Source organism: Cytophagales bacterium, assembly GCA_033344775.1.
Taxonomy (GTDB): domain Bacteria; phylum Bacteroidota; class Bacteroidia; order Cytophagales; family Cyclobacteriaceae; genus JAWPMT01.
Genome location: JAWPMT010000006.1, coordinates 430,547 through 452,178, shown reverse-complemented (window position 1 = coordinate 452,178; position 21,632 = coordinate 430,547). Strand labels below are relative to the sequence as shown.

Here is a 21,632-nt window from a genome sequence, read left to right as displayed (position 1 = left end):
CGTAGTTTCGAAAAACTAACAATAGCTCATTCCTCATCCACCCTTTCAAATGCGCCGATATCGGGCATATCATCTCGGGGAATGCCTAAGAGGTCATCGGTTCTTCTGGACTCCAGGGCACGACCTCTCGCGAAAGCCAATGAATCCAATTGGTAATCAAACGAGAAGACATTGATGAATCCAGGGAAGTTGAATTCATTGGAAGTGAAATTACCCGGTATCTCCTCCTCGCTTCGGATGATGTTCTGTTGAAGAATGGTTTCAATCACTGCCCCTCCATCATTGCCAATGAATAGCTCCTCATCCTCCGACCCCCAAAGAATCGAGTTCGTAATGGTGATGGAAAGATCTTCTACCACAGGATCTTCCGCCTGTGGGAAGTTATCCAGAAATACCACGGAAGGATCATCACGAATAAAGCTGGTTTGCTCATTCGTAAACGTGCAATGGTCATAAGTGTAGTTTCCACCGGCAAAATGTGAAGCCATAAAAGCACCACAGTCATAGATCTGTGTATTGCTCACATTCATCTCAGCAGTAAATACCTGGATCCCGGCATTAGACATGTGTCTGATCGTTGTATGGTCAACGTCCAAATGAACCCTGAGCGATTCGACGTTCGTACCAAAACTGAAGATGCCTGTCACCGCATTTTCGATGGTTGCATAGGAAATACGATTGTTCCTACTCCCTGGCAAAAAGACCAATCCGCCCCATTGGCCGGGCGCTTGTAGGAAACCAGGATCGAATCGCGTATTTCTAAACGTTACCACGTTTGCAGAATCACCTTGCACATCCAGGGTTCCTTCCATTAAAATAGAGGCTCCATTGTCGACCAACACACGGGTACCAGGTTCGATACTTAATGTGCACAAAGAATCCACCGCCACAAATCCCTGAATGACATAAGGCCGTTCGCTGGTCCAGGTTTGGTCACATATGATCTGATTGCGCAGAAAAATAGCATTCTGGCCCCAGGCCTCCAATTTGATGTCTGTGGTGCTATTGCCCCAACTAACAATGACGGAATCTTTCACCAAAAAAGGCAGGTCCTGATCATTCGGATCAATATTCACATTCACCAACACCAAAATACTATCTCCTTTTGGTAGCAATTCATCGGCTACTGTTGCACCCTGCTTTCCATTGACAATGATGTCGTAGAAAGAATTATCTCCTCCCGCTACAGCAATTTCATTCAGCACGACATCCTGATTGGAAGGATTAAAGATTCGAAAACGACGGGTAATACTGGTACGGGAAGTGATCAGCGTATCGAAACTGACTGTATCGGTACTGAAAACCAGGTTGCCCACGGATACACCTTCCGGACTCATATCATCTTCAATAGAGCAAGCAAACCAGAGTAGGGTCAGCGCAAGGAAATAGAGAATAGGATTAGGTTTCATCTGTGATGATCAAACGACGAAATTCATCAACTATTCCCCTTCTTGCAGTTTTTCTGCATTTTCCGCAATCCGTAACTCCTCAATGAAGTTACCAATCTGGCCATTCATCACATTAGGAAGGTTGTACACTGTAAAACCAATGCGGTGATCCGTGACCCGGCCTTGTGGGTAGTTATAAGTTCTGATCTTATCCGAGCGATCCCCACTTCCCACCATGGATTTCCTGGCAGAGCTAATTTCTTCATTGTGCTTTTTAAGTTCCATTTCGTATATACGAGAGCGGAGTACTTTCAAAGCCTTGTCGTAATTGGCATGTTGCGAACGCCCATCCTGACATTCCACCACGATTCCCGTAGGGTGGTGCGTCAACCGAACTGCAGATTCTGTTTTGTTAATGTGCTGACCTCCTGCTCCTGAAGCCCTGAATGTGTCTTTTCGGATATCGCCCATGTTGAGCTCTACATCCACATCTTCTGCTTCCGGCAATACCGCAACAGTTGCTGCAGAAGTATGGACACGGCCCTGTGATTCGGTAGCGGGCACACGTTGCACCCGGTGCGCTCCGGATTCAAACTTCAACTGACCAAAAACATCTTCTCCCTCTACAGAGGCCACAATTTCTTTGAATCCACCGGAGCTGCCTTCATTCAGGTTCAGGACAGAAAACTTCCAGCCCCTGGAATCCGCATATTGCTCGTACATTCGGAAAAGGTCGCCAGCAAAAATGGCCGCTTCATCTCCCCCGGTTCCAGCACGTATTTCCAGAATCACGTTTTTGCTATCGTTCGGGTCTTTAGGGATCAGCATCACCTTGAGTTCCTCCTCGATTGTTGTCACCTGAGGCTCCAGTTCATCGATTTCCATTTTGGCTAGTTCCCGGAACTCAGGATCTTTTTCGGTTTCCAGTACTTCCTTGGCACTTGCCAGATCATTGGTTACCTTCAGATACTGATCGTACACCTTCACGATCTTCTCCAAATCCCGATATTCTTTGTTCAGCTTGGTATATTTGCCCATATCAGACATGGCGTCTGGCTGGACTATCAGCTGGCTTACTTCTTCGAACCTGTGTTTGATCGCCTCTAACTTGTCAGTCATTCAGCTTGAGTTTAATGCGCAAAACTAATACAGTACCTACTTCTATTCGCTCTTTGACCTTTGGTCACACTGAGAATTCATGGATATCACCACTGTTGTTCCTTTTATTGATATTTATCACGGTTTTAACCGGATGCGACACACAAAATGGTGTTGACCGTGAAGCAGTCAAAAGAGAAATGGCCAACAGAGAATTGAAACGCCTGCGCAATTCTGATATCGTTCGAAGAGGGGAAGAGATCGGTAAGAAGTATTTCGATATTTCTGAGGCAGATCAATTACAATCCTTCACAGACAGCCTAGCAATTAAAGTGACTGAACTTAAGTCCGCAGAAACTGAAGAAGAAAAGGAATTGCAGGAAGCTTTTCTCTACGCTTCAGAAAATAATCAGGATTTAACCGATTACTTATCAGATACTCCCGAGTTGGTGTATTTCTACCATCCGGAAATAGTCGAACAGTCTCTGGTCATCACCCGCCTGACCATCACCAAAAAGGCGATTGTGAAATCTTTATAGGTAATTCAGACGATACGAGGCCAGGTTGACTTTGTTTGTTTTACTCTAGTTTAATGAAGGAGGAACGTTTTTGGATTTTCCCAGGCCCTGAAGGGTGTCCAATAAATTTTCCCAAACAATAATCATTCATTGCCTCTTATTCTAGCCCTGATGCTCCGGCTTCAACAAATCATTTACCGCTTTTACCGGATTGAAGGTAATTAACGGCACTTCTACAAAAACCGTATTCCAGAACGCCATGCTGCCATTCCATAATCCTGGTAATTCCTGCGCCTTAAGGGATTTGCCATCCTTAGACTTTTCCGTGGCAAAACCTGTTTCCGGATCTCTGAATTGCATGAGATCGTACTTTTCTCCCTGAGCATTTCTCAATCCACAGACGACATCCACCGGATTAAAATGTGTGGCTGCATTGAATACTTCTTTTTGGCCTTCACCCGAAAGATCTATTTGAGCAGTTTCTACGACTTGCAAAGAAGACGTGCCGTCGCCATTGTCCACCCAAAAAGGCCCTCCTCCGGGATCACCATCACTTTTCACCATGCCACATACCCGCATAGGTCGGTCCAATATCTTCAAAAGGGCTTCTCCGGAAAGGTCTGAATCTGATCGATAGCCCAGCTTTTCTTCAATGAATTGCTGAATGGCTTTCAAATCGCCTTTTCCTGATTTCAGTGCATCGACATGTGCAAATACTTGAGATTGCAACTTCAGTAAAAGACCGCCGATTACTTTTTTGAATTTGATGGTTTCTTCTTTCAGGCGATCAGGAACCACATTATCGATGTTTTTCAGGAAAACGACATCTGCATCAATCTCATTGAGGTTGGCGAGTAGCGCACCATGGCCCGCTGGTCTGAACAACAAGGAGCCATCTTCATTTCGGAAAGGTTCGTTTTCAAGATCTACGGCAATGGTATCGGTTCCTGGCTGCTGGATGCTATAAGAAACCTGAAGCTTGCAATCGAATTTTGATTCGTAGGATGTCCGCAGCGATTCTACATGTGCTTCAAAAGCAGATTGATGCTCAGGGGAAACAGTAAAATGTAACGCGACCGATCCATCAGCCCCTTTGGCATATTGACAGCCTTCGACCACATGTTCTTCCACTGGTGTACGAACAACACCATTTTCCCGGTGGAATTTCAGCAGTCCCTTGGGTAAGGAGCCGTAGTTCATGCCATCCTTATTCAGCAAAGCGCCTATGATCGCACCATATTCTCTTTTTACATGTGCTTGCTGCAAACTCTTGTCTGCACCAAATTGGTCAGTCAATTCATCATAAAAAGCGAAATCTTCAAGTTTTTTCAGAAACTCGAAAACAGATCCTCCCTTTTGATCAGCAATCAACTCCTGATAATCCGCTTCCGTACCCTGGTAAGACTCCAGAAAAGCAAACAGCTTTTTAAACATTCGGCTTGCTGCCCCTGAAGCGGGAACAAACTTAACGATCGTCTTATCTGCAGACAATTCATCATAACCTGATATCGCATTTGCAATCGCTGCATCATCAAGGATCATGATCCCACTACCGTCAATCGCGGGTGCCTTCAGTTTTGAAGGCGGAAATCCTTTTTTAAAATAGGCGATCTGTCTTTCAACGGTCTCCAGATCAAGACCATGGTCATTAATTTGTTGCTTATCAGATGCAGAAAACATACGGCTAGATTTAGTGAGTTAAATCTAGGCCTGCGTTACCGAAACATAAAGCGGTCCGCAAGCTTTTTAATTCTAATTCTCGCGAGAAGTCATTAATTTGGAGAAAATACTCGTTTTCAGACATGTCTCAAGATTTATTTAATGTGGCTCCGGCTTTTTACGGAATGTCACTGTTACCTCAAAAGTTCTGGAAGGATTACGGATATGCCCTTCTTGTGATTGCAGGATCTGACGGAGAAGTTTCGGATCCCGAATTAGAATGGCTGACGATCAGCCTTGCCAAAAGCCTGAATGTGGATGAGGCAACCGTTGCGGCTTGGGAGGAGTATGATTTTGAAGAGGAGGAGCTCGACGAAGTATTTCAAAAGATCGATTCAAGAAGTGTCGCGAGTTTTAATAAGCTGCTGATCTATGACGCAATTCGGATGAGTTATGCAGATGATGATTATGCAGATGACGAACGGGCACGGGTCGGAGAAGCCGCGGCTTTATTGGGATTAACCAAAAATATGGTTTTAGCGATCGAAGTACTGGTGGAGCAAGAGCGGGCAACGGATAAGCTCAGATCACTTGTATTATAAATGAAAACATTACTTTTTGCCGCCATTTTTAATATTACTGCTTTTCAGGTCAACCAGGAACCTGACACATTGAAGTGGTATACACTCGAAGACGTTCAGGAATTGATGAAGTCCGAGCCTCGCAAAGTTTTTGTGGATGTGGTCGCGGACTGGTGCAAGTGGTGCAAGGTCATGGAGAAAGAAACCTTCACCGACAAAGCCGTGATCGCCTACATCAACGAAAACTACTATGCGGTGAGAATGGACTATGAAAGCCTGGAATCCATCGATTTCTTAGGAGAAAATATCACTAACAAAGCTCTTGCCACCAGCTGGAATGTGCGTGACCTTCCGGCCATCGTATTTTGGGAAGAGGAATTTGGCAGTAAGTTTTTATCTACGGGATACAAAAAAGCTGACCAGTTCTTGCTCGACCTGAAAGCCTTTAATGAGTTTTAGGAACCGTATATAGTTTCCAAAACGCCCGCCAATCGTACACCGGCTTGCAGCAATCGCAGGTTTACCGTCTCGATGTTATCAAAATTGTACCTCCAGCTTAGTTTTTTGTTTTCAGGAATATCATAGACCTGGCCTCTATAAGTCACAGATTCTGCAGCCCATTGTCGGACTGTCGCGGATTGCCAGGATTTTACCTGTGTCGCATCCACATGATTGATCCAGTCGGCGTACTCCGTGTAGCTAAACTTCTGCTCATCGATGATGCCACTGTCCCAAACGCGGTGCAGATTGGAGGATCGATAGAAATATTCGAGTTTCACATCATTGCCTCCCCTGTCTTCGCCGTTTCCTACATGTAGTGGCTGATGAATGTCTCCTACCAAATGCACCAACATCTTTAAGGCAAACGCCTCATCCTCATCGGAAAAGTTTTTGGATTTCAATTCTGAGATCAGCCTTTCTATGGTCATGATGACATCCCCTTCTTCCGGCGTACCCGCTTCTTCATAGGTTTTGCCATCCGGAATGGTGCAGTAGTGCCAGGGATTCATGTGTCGATACTTACTATCGGATTTGATGAAATCCATGAATGTGCTGACTTCTGCCAGTGTTTCTGTCCCCAAAACAGCCTGCACTCTTTTCAAAGCCTTCTTAGACAGGTGCTGTTCCGCGATCAATCCTACTACACGGTGACCGGTAGGACCCCAGGAATAAGAAGTAGGAAGGAAAATGGTTAATAACAGAATGGAGAGGATGGCCTTTTTCATGGAACAAAATTAGCCACGAATAGATTGGAGGTAAGGCCGTTGATAAAATAATGTGGTTCGATAAACGCTTTGCGGTATTTTGGGCATAGCTCGCTTAATAAAATTGATTGGAAAAGCCGTAAAGCCTAATCGAATGAGTTCATAATTCGGTGAACCATACTTGGCACGGGTCAATCCGAAAACCTGTGGAGTAATTGCACTGAAAGGATTTGCCGTTTCGAAGCGGCCTTGATTCATTTTAGGTTTTTGATTCAATAGAGAGCAGAAAAGAACAAAATTCTGTTCGAGCTTGGAAATTATGTTTTTCAGTCAACAAATAAAATGGCGAGTTTATTTTGTTCCTGCTCTTTTGGGTCAAAAATCGTTAAGAAATGAATCAGGCCTAGATTTTTGGCCACTTTTCATCGATGGAAAAGTGGTAAGAGAAACGATGGTTCAAACCTCAAAAGACGCACAGAAGATGATTCAAGTATAACAGCTACATTTTTTAAATCACAAGAATTGCATCCTATCACGTTGCTCCCCAGGAATATTGCTTGATCCCTTGGCACCCTGAGGCTCTCGCTCGCCTTGCCGCGAGGAAGGAAGGGTGCCAAAAAGAAAAGGCACGGACTTTACCCTGGGAGGGTTCCCGTGCCTTAATCACCAACCTAACCTAAAAGAAAGTACTTCGATAACGTCAATTTCTTGAATTATTATTTTCCGTACTATGATAGATTAATCGTAATTTTTCTAAAAAGGTTTCAAAAAAAAATAAAAATATTAATATTCTTAAGTGAACAATGAATCGGGAAAATGCTCGTTGCGCGGTTTAGCTGATCAGCAGAAAAGCAAAAATGACTGCACCCCAGAGGATATTGAGGAATAACCAAACCCGAGCCAGCAAGACAAGCTTCATCCGTTGGAAACCGTTGCTGTAGTAGATTAAACGTTTAACCATGTCCGTTTGGTTGCGTCGAACATAAATTAATTGAAACAGTGTGACGACAAATACCAACAGGAAATATGCCCCGTGAGCAATGGAAAGGGCATAAATGAACGGAGATGAATCCGGACTCTGCACGATTTTATCCGACCAGGCAAGCCATTGAAAAACGAAGAAAATGACCAGGGATAACAAAGAAAGCCCTAATGCCAAAACCATCTTCTTATCTGCTTCCATATCAAAATGACGTGGCAAGGCCAACATGAAATGAGAAGAAGGCAACAACAGGAGAAAGCCCATGATCAGGAATTTCGATAGGTGCGTATCTCCTGAATACCACGTAGCGAAATAGGCTGCTGAAACATAAATGAACAACGCCGCAGTGGCAATCAGGAAAAAATTGACCAGTAGTTCCCAGTGATGTGGGTGATCGGTTTGGCTTTTTGAAGGCCTAAGTTTTAATCCTGTGCGAGACTGACTCATTATTTCACACTACATATCGTTTATTCTAAACTTAAGAATGGCGGAAATTGTTGGCTCTTATTGAACATAAAGAGCAAAAGCGACAAAGTTTTTCAATGAGTGGTCTCTCAGATGTCATAATTTTGCGCTTCTTACCATTTTCCGAGTGAACTTTTCAGAAGTACTTTATTCCTACAAGGACGAAAGCATTGTTTGTGCTATTCGAGAAAGCCTTAGTAAAAAAACCAATATTGCATTACGTGGATTAGCAGGTAGTGCAGATGCGCTGGTCGGAGCAGCTACGGGATTGGGAAGGCCAGGTGTCAACCTGTTTGTTTTGCACGACCGTGAAGAAGCCAACTATTTCTATCACGATCTGCGACAGATCCTCGACAAGGAAGGTAATGTATTGATCTTCCCCACCTCCTATAAAAAACCTTACCAGTTCGAGGAAGTAGAAAATGCAAACATCCTGCAACGAGCAGAAGTATTGAATGCCATCAATCAGGCCGGAGATGACTCTTTATATATAGTGACTTATCCGGAAGCATTCACAGAGAAGGTGATCAACAAAAGATCGTTGGTAGACAATACCTTTCAGGCGAGTGTTGGGGAAAAGGTAGACGTTGAGTTTCTAACAGAATTACTGGTTACTTACGATTTCGAAAGAACAGATTTTGTCTATGAAGCCGGCCAGTTTGCGGTCCGTGGGGGAATTATTGATGTGTATTCTTTCGCTCAGGAACTCCCTGTCCGTGTCGAGCTCTTCGGAGATGAAATTGAAAGCATACGGGAATTCGAGCCCGAATCGCAACTTTCTAAAAATGAATTGAAAAGCCTGAGCATCATTCCGGATGTTCAGACCAAGCTCCTGAAGGAGGAACGACAATCTTTTTTGTCCTACGTTCCCGAAAGCACGGCCATTTGGATGAAAGATTATCGTGAGATCATCGACATTGTAGACAAAGGGTTTGACAAAGCGTCCCAGTCGTTTGATGAGCTCATGAATGTTTCCGGCAACACCCAGGTAGTGATGAGTCCTGCAGATCTTTTTGACAATGGGACTGTTTTTACGGAACTGGTAGAGCCTTTCACAAAAATCGAATTCGGTAAACGATTCTACTTGCCTAAATCTGAGGAGTTCCAGTTTGATTTTAAGCCTCAACCCAGTTTTCATAAGAATTTTGAGCTGCTAGCCGATAATTTGTCCGATTACCAACGGCAGGATTACACCAATTATATATTGGCCGAATCATTCAAGCAACACGAACGACTGCAGACCATTTTTGAGGAAGTTAATCCGGGCATTTCCTTCCAGGGAATTGCCATTGGTTTGAGAGAAGGGTTCATCGATGACCTCCAGGGCATTGTTTGCTATACGGATCACCAAATCTTTGACCGCTTCCATCGTACAGATACCAAAGACAAATTCACGAGGAAAAAAGCACTGACCTTAAAAGAGCTTCGAGCACTACAAGCAGGCGATTATGTGGTTCACGTGGATCACGGTGTGGGCCGATTTGCTGGGTTGGATCGCGTGGATGTAAATGGAAACATGCAGGAGGCACTTCGGTTGGTTTACCGAGACGATGATTTGCTGTATGTCAGCATTCACTCCTTACACAAGATCTCCAAATACTCCGGAAAGGAAGGTGGTCCACCCGCGGTGAATAAATTGGGTTCGCAAGAATGGGAAAACAAGAAAAAGAAGGTCAAGCGAAAAGTCAAAGACATTGCGAAGGACCTGATCCAACTCTACGCCAAAAGAAAAGCGGCACCAGGGTTTTCGTTTCCACCAGATAACTTTTTGCAAGCCGAGCTCGAATCAAGTTTCATGTATCAGGACACACCGGACCAAAGTTCTGCGACCTCAGATGTGAAACAAGACATGGAAAATGGTCACCCCATGGACCGACTAGTATGTGGCGACGTAGGTTTTGGAAAAACCGAAATAGCCATCCGCGCAGCATTCAAGGCCGTGAATAGTGGGAAACAAGTCGCAGTTTTGGTTCCTACGACGATTCTGGCCTTTCAGCACTACCATACGTTCATGGAACGATTGAAAAGTTTCCCGATTGTGGTAGATTATGTCAATCGGTTCCGAACAACCAAAGAAATTACCCAGATCAAGAAAGAACTCAAGGAAAGAAAAATTGATATTCTGATCGGAACACACCGGATCGTCAATAAAGACATGGAGTTCAAAGACATTGGGCTCATGATCATTGATGAGGAGCAGAAGTTTGGGGTGAAAGTCAAAGAAAAGCTAAAAGAAATGCGGGTCAATGTGGATTCTTTGACGCTTACGGCTACACCGATTCCCCGAACGCTACATTTTTCCTTGATGGGTGCACGAGATTTGTCAATCATCAGCACGCCACCACCCAACAGGCGTCCGGTGACTACAGAATTGCAGGAATTCAACGAAGAATTCATCCGTGATGCGGTGAGTCATGAAATCCGTCGCGGCGGTCAGGTCTTTTTTGTACACAATCGCATCAGCGACATAGAGCAAGTGGCCAACATCATCTATCGACTGGTTCCCGATTCCCGAATTGGCTTGGCGCATGGGCAGATGGAGGGTAAAACCCTGGAAAAGATCATGCTCAAATTCATCGAAGGTGAATATGATGTGCTGGTGTCCACCAATATCATAGAATCCGGGCTGGACATTCCTAATGCCAATACGATCATCATCAATCGGGCGCACATGTTTGGGCTTTCCGACCTGCACCAGATGCGTGGACGAGTTGGTCGATCCAATACCAAAGCCTATTGCTACCTTATTACACCACCTACTTCCACGCTCAGTTCAGATGCCCGAAAGAGACTCGTAACGCTGGAAGAATTCTCCGATCTGGGTGATGGTTTCAAAGTGGCCATGCGCGACCTGGATATTAGAGGGGCTGGTAACTTGCTTGGAAGTGAACAGAGCGGGTTCATCAACGACATGGGCTTTGAAATGTACCATAAGATCCTGGACGAAGCCGTCACGGAATTGAAAGAAACCGAATTCAAAGAGTTGTTTACTCAGGAGATGCTTGGTGTTGAACAATTACAACAGATCAAAGCCGATTGTCTGGTAGAAACAGACCTGGAAATCCTGATTCCACAAGATTATGTAGAAAGTACTGCGGAAAGATTGAGTCTTTATTCCAGGCTTGATAACATTGAAATAGATGATGAAAAGAAACTTAGTGAGTTCAAAGCATCGCTGGAAGATCGTTTCGGGCCAGCACCAGAGGCTGTCGATGAGTTGATCAAAAGTGTGAAGCTTCGCTGGAGAGGCGTAAAACTCGGATTCGAGAAAATTACGTTGAAAGGCGAAAAGCTGAAAGGCTATCTCATGGTAGAAGATAACGATGCTTATTTCCAGTCAGAAACCTTCGGAATGGTCTTACAATATGTGAAGGAACAGGCGGCAAAATGTAAAATGCGTGAGTACAAAAACAAGTTGATCATCTCAATTGACCCAGTGGAGAACGTTTCAGAGGCGATTGAGCATTTGGACAGCATGTTAATGGTCGAAGCATAATTTTTTGATGGTCTAACACAATAAATTCCCGCTTAAACCCATTAATAATTAGAGATGTTGGCTTTGATTGCCATTAAATAGGTATTTTTAGAATATTTGTATTATTTAGTAGCTTAATTCGCTACAGAAGAGAAAAACAGGTTATGAAAAAGATTTTTAATGCAGCTCTCGCGTCATTTACTGGTGCGATGATGCTAAGCTCTTGCTTCTTGGGCGGTGGTGGAACTCCCACAAGTACTGCACCAGGAGCAGCAAGTTCAGCGACAGGGCTCGAGTACAATGAGGAAGGAGCCTTCACTGTAAATGATTACAGTGGTCAGCCCGCTGGTCCCAATCTCGTATTTATTGAAGGAGGTCGTACTGTCCTCGGATCATTCGAAGAAGATGTGGTTTTCACACGTGACAATGTAGAGCGTGCGGTAACTGTTGCTTCTTTTTACATGGATGAAACTGAGGTGGCTAATATTCACTGGTTAGAGTACGAATACTACATCAAGTTAGATTCTGATGAAGTCTACTGGAAAAACAACCTTCCTGATACCACGGTATGGGCGAAGGATTTGGCTTTCAACGATCCTTATGTAGCTCACTACTACAGATACCCAGGTTTCCGATTCTTCCCAGTTGTGGGTGTGAACTGGAGACAAGCTGTAAACTACTGCCGATGGAGAACTGACGTTGTTAACAATGAGTTGGCTGCTGAAGCTGGTTTACTTGATCCTATTGCTGACGATGGTGGAGATGATGCTTTCGCAGGTGCGGAAGATGCTTCTGCTTCCGTAGGTGGCGGAGGGTCACAAAGAATTCCTTTGGAAAGTGGCGTGGTGCTACCTAATTACCGACTACCAACAGAAGCGGAGTGGGAATATGCTGCACAAGCATTGATCGGAACACAGTGGGCTAACGAGAACCAGACGCACAGAAGACTTTATCCTTGGGATGGTCACGCACTTAGAAATCCTTACGGTAAAGCGCAAGGTTTCTTCCTGGCTAACTTCAAAAGAGGAAAAGGTGACTATGCCGGTATTGCTGGTAAGTTGAACGATGGTGCAATGCTGACCAGCTACATCTACGATTATCCTCCAAACGAATTCGGTCTGTACAACATGGCTGGAAACGTAAACGAGTGGGTTCAGGATGTGTACCGTCCATTGTCTTTCCAGGATGTAGAAGATTTCAACCCGGTTCGTAGAGATGGTTTCCTTGATGAGGAAGGCAACTACGATGCAGGTTACAGCTTCATTGGTAATGAAGGCCAGTACACGCAGGAAGAAGCAGAGAATGCAGGTATCTCTGTATCAGAGTTCAACGCTGATAATCCTCCCTTCAGAAGAATGAGAGTGTACAAAGGTGGTTCTTGGCAAGATGTGGCTTACTGGATGTCTCCAGGAACACGCCGATCATTGATGGAAGATTCTTCAACCGCAACCATCGGTTTCCGATGCGCAATGATCCATGCAGGAACAAATTATTAAATAAGAATACATAACCTGATAAGAGGTCACCGTTTTGGTGGCCTTTTTTTATGTCCATACTTTTTTTTGGATCCACAATAGGCAAGCATTTTCCGACTCCACGTGGAACATTTATCTGACTTTTAAGCCCACGTTTGTGTCTTCACAAACGTATTGATTCCAAATGGCTCGCTTTACTTTAGGCAATATGAAATCCACCTCACATTTATTAAACTGCTTCATTTGAAAAGAGTGAATTTGTACTAAAATAAGCTAGCGCCATTCATTTGACCTTGCAAAATCCTCCATATTTCATCTCAGGTTTCGAGTAAATTCAGAATCGATTAAGGCGATTAGACGGCAAGTACAGCGAATTCTCTTTTTATAACCTAAATTCAAAATTTTTATTAATATGGAAGAAAAACCCGATAAAATACAGCGAAGAGAACACCTTATTAGTTCAGAAAAAAGAAGTGCTAGAAGTTGTCGTTGGCTTGAGGTTTTCGCTATTGTGTTGAAGTGAAACTAATTTTAATAAAATTGTACTTTTATTAGAGAGAAAAGTTCTATCTAAGATTGACTCCACGTGGAACACCAATTAATGAAATCAAACAATATACCGAATTTATACATGGATATTGATGGAGTCTTATTGACAAAAGACATGAAAGCGCCAGCGGGTGCCTCAGAGTTAATAGCATTTGTAAGTAAGAACTTTAACTGCTTATGGCTCACGACTCATTGCCGAACTGGTGCCAACAGAGCCATCGAATATTTAAGCCAATATTATTATGATAGAGATTTATCCCTACTTAAATCGTTTTCTGGAGCTGATTGGATAGACAGCAAGACAGAAGCAATCAATTGGGATAAACCCTTTGTCTGGCTTGAAGATTATCCATTCCAATTTGAGATCGAACAGTTGAAAACTCATGATTGCTATGATTCACTGATCAAGGTCAATCTTGATCGCCAAAATGAGATTAGCAATATCGTTAGAAAGCTCAAACAATTAATTCTAGAGTCGAAGGGATGAAAGGAAACTAAAAACCCAGGGCTGTGTCTCCACAGTCGCTTATTTCCAAAGGTTAAACCGCAACTGCACGTGGAACACTTCACTGACTATGAGGATTAAGATTAACTCCTTGATTAGAGAAAAATCCGATCACATCTAAAATACTTCAAGGCTCTTCTATTTCAAAAAAATAATTTGACTGTTTCGAAAAATTTTTGGTGACGAGAATTTTTCACAGCAAAACTCAAAAAGTGAGAAAATCCATGACATTTTGACCAAAAACCGAAATTTCCAGAGAATCGGGTAGAAACCTCTCCATTCCTTGCATTTTTGAGCCTTAATTTTGAAAACGAGATTTTAGAACTCTAATTCACTCTATTACAGCAAGTTAAGGGTAAAAAAAGTTACGTAACTCCCGTCGCCAACGCGCCGACAGTGATGGATTCGGGATCACACTTGACCATCTGGTCACACAGCGCGCTCAGCGTCGCTCCAGTTGTGATCACATCATCGACCAAAAGCACATTTTTTTTGTATAAGGCCGTCGGCTTCACAATTCGAAAACTGTCTTCCACATTTTGCCAACGTTCAAGTTTTGTCTTTTTCGTTTGCGTCTCCGTATTAGTCACTTTGGTCAGTACGTCATCCATCACCGGTACATTCAAAACCGCGCCAATACCTTTCGCGATAAAATCACTTTGATTGTAACCACGTTTCTTCTTTTTTCGCCAGTGTATGGGAACAGGTACGATGATGTCATAGGTCAGCTCGGCACGGAGCAATTCGGTACCCAACAAGGCCCCGAAAAATTCACCGACTGCAGATCGCGACTTGTACTTTAGTTCATGTAGAATTTTCTGTGCTACACCTCGTTGTTGAAAATGCAGGTAAGCGTAGGCATCTATTACGGCCGGATTATGAGCAAACTTTTGATAAAGTGGGTTCTCAGGTTCAAGGTGGTAATTGGTCAGCGGTAGGTCAATGGCACAGGAAGTGCACAAAAACTGCTCATTTGATACCAAAATGTCCGAACAATTGATACAATTGTCAGGATAAAGCGTCGAAATGAAATCCGAGAAAACGCGTTTTGCGTATGATACTACAGCCATCTGGTCTTATTGAAGTTTAAAGATATGGTTTACCAAAGAGATCTAGAAATGCAACAACGATGGAGTCGGCTTATGAAAGCACTCGAAACCATTGTTGGGAAACGACCCAAAGACCTGAACAGTGTCTTGTTTCTCATTGGTACTCAGGAACTTGGCCAGGGAAATCAGGTTTTTTCGAAAGAAGAAAAACAGGACCTGATGCACATCGCCATCTGCAAAGTTTTGTCGCTTGCAGGATATTATGAATTAAAAGGTGTAGATGAAGAAGGGTGGCCGCATTGGGAGTTGGTTAAGAAATTACCACGATTTGACCTTTTAGAGCAAGAGAAACTCTTGAAAATGCAAATATTAGAATACTTTACCATAGAAATAGGAATAGCCGTTTGAGGAATGGAGAATTTATTGACAGGGAAGCTAAGAGCGTATAAAAGAAAGTTGTACCTCAGCAGATTGATCAAGGGATTGATCATCGCTTTAATTTTAATATTTGGGCTCATCTCTCTAACCGGGGTACTGGAGTTCAGTTTCAATTTCGATACCACCGTTCGAAAAGTACTGTTCTTTGGTTTGTTGCTGCTCTTCACCGGAGCCATTGCCTATTGGATAGCCATTCCCATTCTTTACTTATCAGGCGTACTTCCTCCAATTTCTGACGAAAATGCCTCCCGCGAAATAGGGAAATATTTTCCTGATATTGATGATAAACTCCTGAATACCATACAGTTATCAAATGACAATGCGGACAGTGATTTGATCATTGCGAGCATCAATCGGCGAATGGAAGACATGAAATTAGTTCCGTTTGCCAAAGCAGTTGACTTCTCCATCAACTGGAAATATGCAAGAGTTCTTGGCATTCTAATCGTCATCGTCGTATTGACTTCCCTGGCTTTTCCATCGGCGATTGTAGACAGCAGCAAAAGAATTGTCAATTACAATAAAGAATACATTCCAGAAGCGCCCTTCACTTTTTCGGTAGAGAATGAATCGCTAAATGCATTCAGAAATGAAGATTTCCAATTAAAAGTAAAAATGAAGGGGAGTTCTCTTCCGGAAACCGTCTTCCTTCATGTCAACGATCGTGATGTGAAAATGACGCCTCTAACTTCCGATCAGTTCGAGTTTACGTTCAACAAACCGTATCAAAACATAAAATTCCATTTGAACGCCGCAGGATTCAGAAGTGAAGAATATCAGTTGAATATTCTTACAAGACCGGAAATTGGCTCATTTAACATTGAATTGGATTATCCAGCTCACACGCGCAAGGCCCATGAATCGGTCAGCAATGTAGGAAACCTTCAAATTCCTGAAGGAACCAAAGCTACCTGGCAGATCAACGCCAAAGAGGCTAATAGTGTTTGGTTAGCCGTTTCTGATCCTAACGACTCACTCATTGCAGAAGAAGTAAACAGTGTTTTCAGTGTTTCAGGAAGATTCATGAAGTCCACGAGCTATGAAATCAAAAGTGAAAACCAATACAGCCTGAACAAAGAGAAACTGGCCTATAACATCGATGTGATCAAAGATGAGCTTCCATCCATCAGTAATCAGTTTTTCGCTGATACAGTATTATACGAATATGTAGTTGTTGCTGGAAGTATTTCCGATGATTATGGCATAAGATCACTGGAATTAGTGGCCAAACGTGATAACGACACAAAAAAAGTCAGTATTCCTGCTACGATCAATTCACTGCAGCAGACTTACTACTTCCGCTGGAACCTGGATTCACTCAACCTTGAAGATGATGAACAATTGGAGGTTTATGTTGAAGTAACAGACAATGACGCTATCAATGGCTTTAAAAAAGTAAAATCTCCTTCGTATCTGTTCAAAGTACCAGGCAAAGCGGAAATTCGGAATGAATTGGCTAAAAAATCAGGCAAAGCAGAGCAGCAATTGCAAAGCAGCATTCAGAAAAGCAAAAGCCTGAATGAAAAACTGGAAGAACTACAAAATCGACTTAGAAGTAAAAAGGAAATTGAGTGGCAGGAAGAACGCATGCTGGAAGAAATCCTCAAACAACGTCAGGCACTGGAAGAAGAAATTCAGAAGCTGAAGGAAGATTTCAATGACTTGAAAGATGGCGAACAGAAATTCAATGAGCGAAGTGAACAATTGCAGGACAAAGCCGATCAGATCCAGGAACTAATGGAAGAATTATTGGATGAAGAAACCAAGAAGTTGTACGATGAACTTCAAAAACTATTGGAAGAACAGGCAGAAAGCAATGAAATCCAGGAAATGATGAACCGTATGTCTCCAAATGAGCAAGATCTGGAGAATGAATTAGAGCGAACCCTGGAACTCTTCAAGCGACTGAAAATGGAATCAGAGCTGGAGCGTACCGGAAAGGATCTGGAAGAACTGGCTGAAAAGCAACAAGAATTGGCAGAAGAAACAGCCAACAAAGAGAAGTCTACTGAAGAGTCTGCCCAGGAACAAAAAGAGATTGCCAAGGAATTTGAAAAGATCAAAGAACAATTAGATAATGTTCAGGATCTCAATCAGGATCTCAAAGATCCGGAGCCCATGCAAGACTTCTCTGAGGATGAGCAAGACATTGAAGAAAGCATGAAGGATGCTCAGGAGCAACTGGAGAACAATAAACGTAAGGATGGAAGTCAGCGTCAGCAGCAATCAGGACAACAAATGCAGCAGATGAGTCAAAAGATGGAAGACATGCAGGCTGCGATGCAATCTCAAACCAGTATGGAAAACATCGATAACCTCAGAGACATTGTCGACAATCTGGTAAAACTTTCTTTCAAAGAAGAAGAACTGATTAAAGAATTCAGGAACATCCGTCAGGTTGATCCTCGGTTTGTTGAATTATCACAAGAGCAGCTGAAACTCAAAGACGATGCACAAGTGATACAGGACAGCCTGTTAGCGCTTGCGGGACGTGTGGCAGAGCTTTCAAGCTTTGTAACCAGAGAAGTCACCGAAATGAACCGTAACATCGATGGTGCGCTATCGGAGCTTAGAGACCGTAACAGAGGGCGTGCGCTGAGCAACCAGCAGTATGCCATGAGTTCTATGAACAACCTGTCGCTGCTGTTGTCTGATGCTTTGCAACAAATGCAGCAGGCAATGGCTAATGCTTCGCCTTCAAACGGAAATGATAAGAACAAGAAAGATGGCAAAAAGAAGGGCATGGGTGATCTGAAAAAGCTACAACAGCAGCTTAGCCAGCAGATCAAAGAACTGAAAGAGAGTGGACAGAAGGGAAGAAAACTATCCGAGTCCTTAGCCAAAATGGCGGCACAGCAGGAGATGATCAGGAATCAATTGAGAGAGTTTCAAAAGCAATTGGAGGGCCAGCCAGGCAATGATGAAATAGGAAAACAATTGGGAGAGATCATGGAGCAGATGGAAATGAATGAGATCGATCTTGTGAACAAAAGGCTCACGGAGCAGTTGATCAATCGACAAAAAGATATCGAAACGCGCATGTTGGAAGCAGAGAATTCTACGCGGGACCAGGATTTTGATAACAAACGAGAGGCTCAATCAGCTGCTGAATATGATCGTCAGCGTCCTAAAGTTTTCGAGGAATATTTAAAAGCTCGAGAGAAAGAAATAGAATTGCTGAAAAATGTACCTTTGGAACTCAGTCCATTTTACAAGAAAGAAGTTAACGAATATTTTAGACGTTTAAGTAGAGACAATTAATGGATTCCATTCAAATACAGATTCCATCTCTTTCGGAAAATATCCGCATCATTGAGAGCTTTATCGACAATGCAAAAGAGAAGTATGCCCTCAACGATGACATTTATGGTAACATCATGATTGCTGTCACTGAGTCGGTGAATAATGCGATCCTTCATGGAAACAAAGGAGACAAGAGTAAGAGTGTTGACTTGCAGTTGAAGCTGGAAGAAAATACCATTCGGTTCACTGTTGAAGATGAAGGTGAAGGTTTTCAATACGACGAATTACCTGATCCAACAGCACCAGAAAATCTTGAAAACCCTGGAGGTAGAGGCATCTTTTTGATGAAACACCTTTGTGATGAAGTGACCTTCAAAGACGAAGGACGCGTAGTGGAATTGACATTCTACCTACAATAGTGACTGAAATATACTTCCATTCGGAAGAAGTCAACCTACCCATCAACCTCGATGAGCCTGCGATAGAAGGCTGGCTCATCGCTCTCGCGCAATCAGAACAACAACAAATCTCCAATCTTAATTACATTTTTTGTTCGGATGAGTTCTTGCTGACCATCAACAAGGACTACCTCAATCACGACTATTACACGGACATCATCACGTTCGACTACTCTGCAGAACGAGTCGTATCTGGCGATATCTATATTTCCATCGATCGCGTAGCAGATAATGCGAAGGAATTCCGTGTAAGTTTTGAAGAAGAATTAATGCGAGTCATTGCCCATGGATGTCTACATCTTCTAGGATATAAAGACAAGACAGAAGAGGAGCAAATACTCATGACTAAGAAAGAAGAAGCTTCTTTATCTTTGCTGCGAAAATTAAGTGTTCCACGTGGAACATCTAATTAAACCTATTTTGTTACGTTCATATATTGAAAAGGCAGCATGAGATTACTCATGTAATAGCCATGGCTGATCAAGATCACAGTAGATATTGTCTTGTAAGTAAGACTTAACATTTACAGAATCAAGATTAACCAACACAGTATTGCGCGCGTTTTATGAGGATCAAGTAGGTTAGAATATTCATGAGTTATCTAGTGTTCCACGTGGAACATTGAAATAAAGAAGTAAGGATTAATAAAGTGTTCCACGTGGAACACCCAAAAGCCATGTTTTCAGAGTACGATTTAATTGTTGTTGGAGCTGGTCATGCCGGCTGTGAAGCTGCTAACGCTGCAGCTAATATGGGATCTCGGGTCTTGCTCATCACCATGAACATGAACACCATTGCACAGATGTCTTGCAATCCTGCAATGGGAGGAGTCGCTAAAGGACAAATTGTTCGAGAGATAGATGCCTTAGGAGGTATGTCTGGTATCATTACCGATAAGACCATGATCCAGTTTCGTATGCTTAACAAATCAAAAGGACCTGCTATGTGGAGTCCAAGAGCGCAATCCGATCGTATGCGATTCGCAGAGGAGTGGAGATTAGCCTTGGAACAGAACCCAAATGTAGACTTCTGGCAAGAGATGGTCACTGAAGTTGTGGTGGAGAATCATAAAGCAGTCGGGATTAAGACCAGTCTGGGGATTGAAATCAGAGCCAAATCTGTAGTACTTACAAATGGTACATTCCTAAATGGGCTCATCCATATTGGGCAAAAGAACTTTGGTGGGGGTCGTGCAGCAGAACGTGGATCGACGGGCTTGACTGAACAACTGGAAACATTAGGCTTCAAAAGCGGTAGAATGAAGACAGGTACACCTCCCAGAGTGGATGGAAGATCCCTGGATTATTCTAAAATGGAAGAACAACCTGGTGACGAAGTGCCAGAGAAGTTCTCTTATTCTAATGAAACTGCTACCCTAACAGAGCAAAGAAGCTGCTGGATCACCTATACGAATCCTGTAGTTCATGAGACCTTGGAGACTGGGTTCTCTCAATCTCCTATGTTCAATGGAAGAATTCAAGGCTTGGGGCCCAGGTATTGTCCATCAATAGAAGACAAAATCACAAGATTTGCCGAAAGAGAAAGACATCAAATTTTCGTAGAACCTGAAGGATGGAACACAGTTGAAGTCTATGTAAACGGCTTTTCAACTTCTCTACCTGAGAATGTACAATACGAAGCCATTCGACATATACCAGGATTTGAGAATGCTAAGATGTTCCGTCCCGGTTATGCCATCGAATATGACTTCTTTCAGCCCACTCAATTAAAGCCTACACTTGAGACCAAGCTAGTAGAAAACCTTTATTTCGCCGGGCAAATCAATGGTACCACAGGCTATGAAGAGGCAGGATGCCAAGGATTGATCGCTGGAATCAACGCCCATCAGAAACATAACGAATTAGATCCTTTCATCTTAAATAGATCCGAAGCATATATTGGTGTGCTCATTGATGACCTGATCAACAAAGGCACAGACGAGCCTTACCGCATGTTTACTTCCAGAGCTGAATACAGACTCTTACTTCGTCAGGATAATGCCGACCAAAGATTGACTCAAAAGGGATTTGATCTTGGATTAGCTACTGAAGAAAGACTGGAGACCATGCTTAAAAAGGAGTCTGAAACACAGACGGTCATTGAGAAATTGACAGAAGCCAAGACCAGTCCCACAGAAGCAAATGACTTTCTGGCATCTATTCCTACAGCACCTATCAAGGAGAAGTCTACACTGAAGCAGTTGATCAAAAGACCAGAACTCCATATAGACGCCATAGCCACTCTATCAGATGACCTCTTCAACTATCTGGATCATTTCGACAGACAGGTATTAGAGCAGGCTGAGATCCGAATTAAATACGAATCCTATATACAAAGAGAGCACGAGAATTCTCTTAAAATGATCACTTTGGAAAATCAGAAGATCAATCCAAATTTTGACTACAGTCAAATCACCGCATTATCTGCAGAAGCCATTGAGAAGTTGGGAAAAGTGAAGCCTTTTACCCTTGGACAAGCTTCCAGAATTAGTGGCGTGAGTCCTGCTGATATCTCAATTCTAATGGTTCATCTCGGTAGATAGGC

Annotated in this window: 18 protein-coding genes; 11 read left to right on the top strand and 7 right to left on the bottom strand. The window is 43.0% G+C overall.

What is annotated here, in order from left to right:
- Positions 1 to 26: 26 nt before the first annotated feature.
- Positions 27 to 1,409, bottom strand: a complete 1,383-nt coding sequence (locus R8G66_31715) for a hypothetical protein (protein MDW3196988.1) — start codon at positions 1,407 to 1,409, stop codon at positions 27 to 29.
- Positions 1,410 to 1,439: 30 nt separating this feature from the next.
- Complete coding sequence (gene prfA, locus R8G66_31710) at positions 1,440 to 2,507, bottom strand: peptide chain release factor 1 (protein MDW3196987.1); 1,068 nt, start codon at positions 2,505 to 2,507, stop codon at positions 1,440 to 1,442.
- A gap of 14 nt (positions 2,508 to 2,521) precedes the next feature.
- On the opposite strand from prfA, the gene R8G66_31705 reads away from it, so the two are divergent.
- A complete protein-coding gene (locus R8G66_31705; GenBank protein MDW3196986.1) occupies positions 2,522 to 3,025 on the top strand; it encodes a hypothetical protein in 504 nt (167 codons plus the stop codon).
- A gap of 141 nt (positions 3,026 to 3,166) precedes the next feature.
- On the opposite strand, the gene R8G66_31700 is transcribed toward R8G66_31705, so the two are convergent.
- Complete coding sequence (locus tag R8G66_31700; protein ID MDW3196985.1) at positions 3,167 to 4,684, bottom strand: DUF4301 family protein; 1,518 nt, start codon at positions 4,682 to 4,684, stop codon at positions 3,167 to 3,169.
- 122 nt (positions 4,685 to 4,806) lie between these two features.
- Here R8G66_31700 and R8G66_31695 point away from each other — a divergent pair, with 122 nt between their 5' ends.
- Together R8G66_31695 and R8G66_31690 are read left to right on the top strand one after the other, a co-directional pair.
- A complete protein-coding gene (locus R8G66_31695) occupies positions 4,807 to 5,265 on the top strand; it encodes a hypothetical protein (GenBank protein MDW3196984.1) in 459 nt (152 codons plus the stop codon).
- Positions 5,266 to 5,703 carry a DUF255 domain-containing protein gene (locus R8G66_31690; protein ID MDW3196983.1) on the top strand — a complete coding sequence of 146 codons (438 nt, stop codon included), beginning with the start codon at positions 5,266 to 5,268 and terminating at the stop codon, positions 5,701 to 5,703.
- On the opposite strand, the gene R8G66_31685 is transcribed toward R8G66_31690, so the two are convergent.
- The 3 genes from R8G66_31685 to R8G66_31675 all read right to left on the bottom strand — a co-directional run bounded on the left by R8G66_31685 (position 5,700) and on the right by R8G66_31675 (position 7,878).
- Complete coding sequence (locus R8G66_31685; GenBank protein ID MDW3196982.1) at positions 5,700 to 6,470, bottom strand: S1/P1 nuclease; 771 nt, start codon at positions 6,468 to 6,470, stop codon at positions 5,700 to 5,702. The two genes, R8G66_31690 and R8G66_31685, sit on opposite strands and share 4 nt — an antisense overlap.
- A 9-nt stretch (positions 6,471 to 6,479) precedes the next feature.
- Positions 6,480 to 6,707 (bottom strand): hypothetical protein, encoded by a 228-nt coding sequence (locus R8G66_31680; protein MDW3196981.1) that lies wholly within the window; start codon positions 6,705 to 6,707, stop codon positions 6,480 to 6,482.
- A gap of 574 nt (positions 6,708 to 7,281) precedes the next feature.
- Positions 7,282 to 7,878 carry a hypothetical protein gene (locus R8G66_31675; GenBank protein MDW3196980.1) on the bottom strand — a complete coding sequence of 199 codons (597 nt, stop codon included), beginning with the start codon at positions 7,876 to 7,878 and terminating at the stop codon, positions 7,282 to 7,284.
- A 145-nt stretch (positions 7,879 to 8,023) separates the two neighbouring features.
- Here R8G66_31675 and mfd point away from each other — a divergent pair, with 145 nt between their 5' ends.
- The 3 genes from mfd to R8G66_31660 all read left to right on the top strand — a co-directional run bounded on the left by mfd (position 8,024) and on the right by R8G66_31660 (position 13,882).
- On the top strand, positions 8,024 to 11,392 hold the full coding sequence (gene mfd / locus R8G66_31670) for a transcription-repair coupling factor (GenBank protein MDW3196979.1): 3,369 nt from the start codon (positions 8,024 to 8,026) through the stop codon (positions 11,390 to 11,392).
- A gap of 188 nt (positions 11,393 to 11,580) precedes the next feature.
- Positions 11,581 to 12,867: an SUMF1/EgtB/PvdO family nonheme iron enzyme gene (locus tag R8G66_31665; GenBank protein ID MDW3196978.1), complete on the top strand. Its 1,287-nt coding sequence runs from the start codon at positions 11,581 to 11,583 to the stop codon at positions 12,865 to 12,867.
- A gap of 610 nt (positions 12,868 to 13,477) precedes the next feature.
- Positions 13,478 to 13,882 carry a hypothetical protein gene (locus R8G66_31660; GenBank protein ID MDW3196977.1) on the top strand — a complete coding sequence of 135 codons (405 nt, stop codon included), beginning with the start codon at positions 13,478 to 13,480 and terminating at the stop codon, positions 13,880 to 13,882.
- Positions 13,883 to 14,265: 383 nt separating this feature from the next.
- Here R8G66_31660 and R8G66_31655 read toward each other — a convergent pair whose 3' ends face one another.
- On the bottom strand, positions 14,266 to 14,970 hold the full coding sequence (locus R8G66_31655) for a phosphoribosyltransferase family protein (protein MDW3196976.1): 705 nt from the start codon (positions 14,968 to 14,970) through the stop codon (positions 14,266 to 14,268).
- Between the two features lie 72 nt (positions 14,971 to 15,042).
- Between R8G66_31655 and R8G66_31650 the strand changes: the two genes are divergently transcribed.
- The 5 genes from R8G66_31650 (at position 15,043) to mnmG (ending at position 21,630) form a co-directional block, all read left to right on the top strand.
- A complete protein-coding gene (locus tag R8G66_31650; protein MDW3196975.1) occupies positions 15,043 to 15,357 on the top strand; it encodes a hypothetical protein in 315 nt (104 codons plus the stop codon).
- A 3-nt stretch (positions 15,358 to 15,360) separates the two neighbouring features.
- Positions 15,361 to 18,648, top strand: a complete 3,288-nt coding sequence (locus R8G66_31645; GenBank protein ID MDW3196974.1) for a DUF4175 family protein — start codon at positions 15,361 to 15,363, stop codon at positions 18,646 to 18,648.
- The gene (locus R8G66_31640; protein ID MDW3196973.1) at positions 18,648 to 19,049 is read left to right on the top strand and encodes an ATP-binding protein; all 402 of its coding nucleotides are present in this window, start codon (positions 18,648 to 18,650) and stop codon (positions 19,047 to 19,049) included. The genes R8G66_31645 and R8G66_31640 overlap by 1 nt, the downstream gene beginning before the upstream one ends.
- The gene (gene ybeY, locus R8G66_31635) at positions 19,049 to 19,501 is read left to right on the top strand and encodes an rRNA maturation RNase YbeY (protein ID MDW3196972.1); all 453 of its coding nucleotides are present in this window, start codon (positions 19,049 to 19,051) and stop codon (positions 19,499 to 19,501) included. The genes R8G66_31640 and ybeY overlap by 1 nt, the downstream gene beginning before the upstream one ends.
- A 263-nt stretch (positions 19,502 to 19,764) precedes the next feature.
- Positions 19,765 to 21,630 (top strand): tRNA uridine-5-carboxymethylaminomethyl(34) synthesis enzyme MnmG, encoded by a 1,866-nt coding sequence (gene mnmG, locus R8G66_31630; GenBank protein ID MDW3196971.1) that lies wholly within the window; start codon positions 19,765 to 19,767, stop codon positions 21,628 to 21,630.
- Positions 21,631 to 21,632 lie beyond the last annotated feature (2 nt).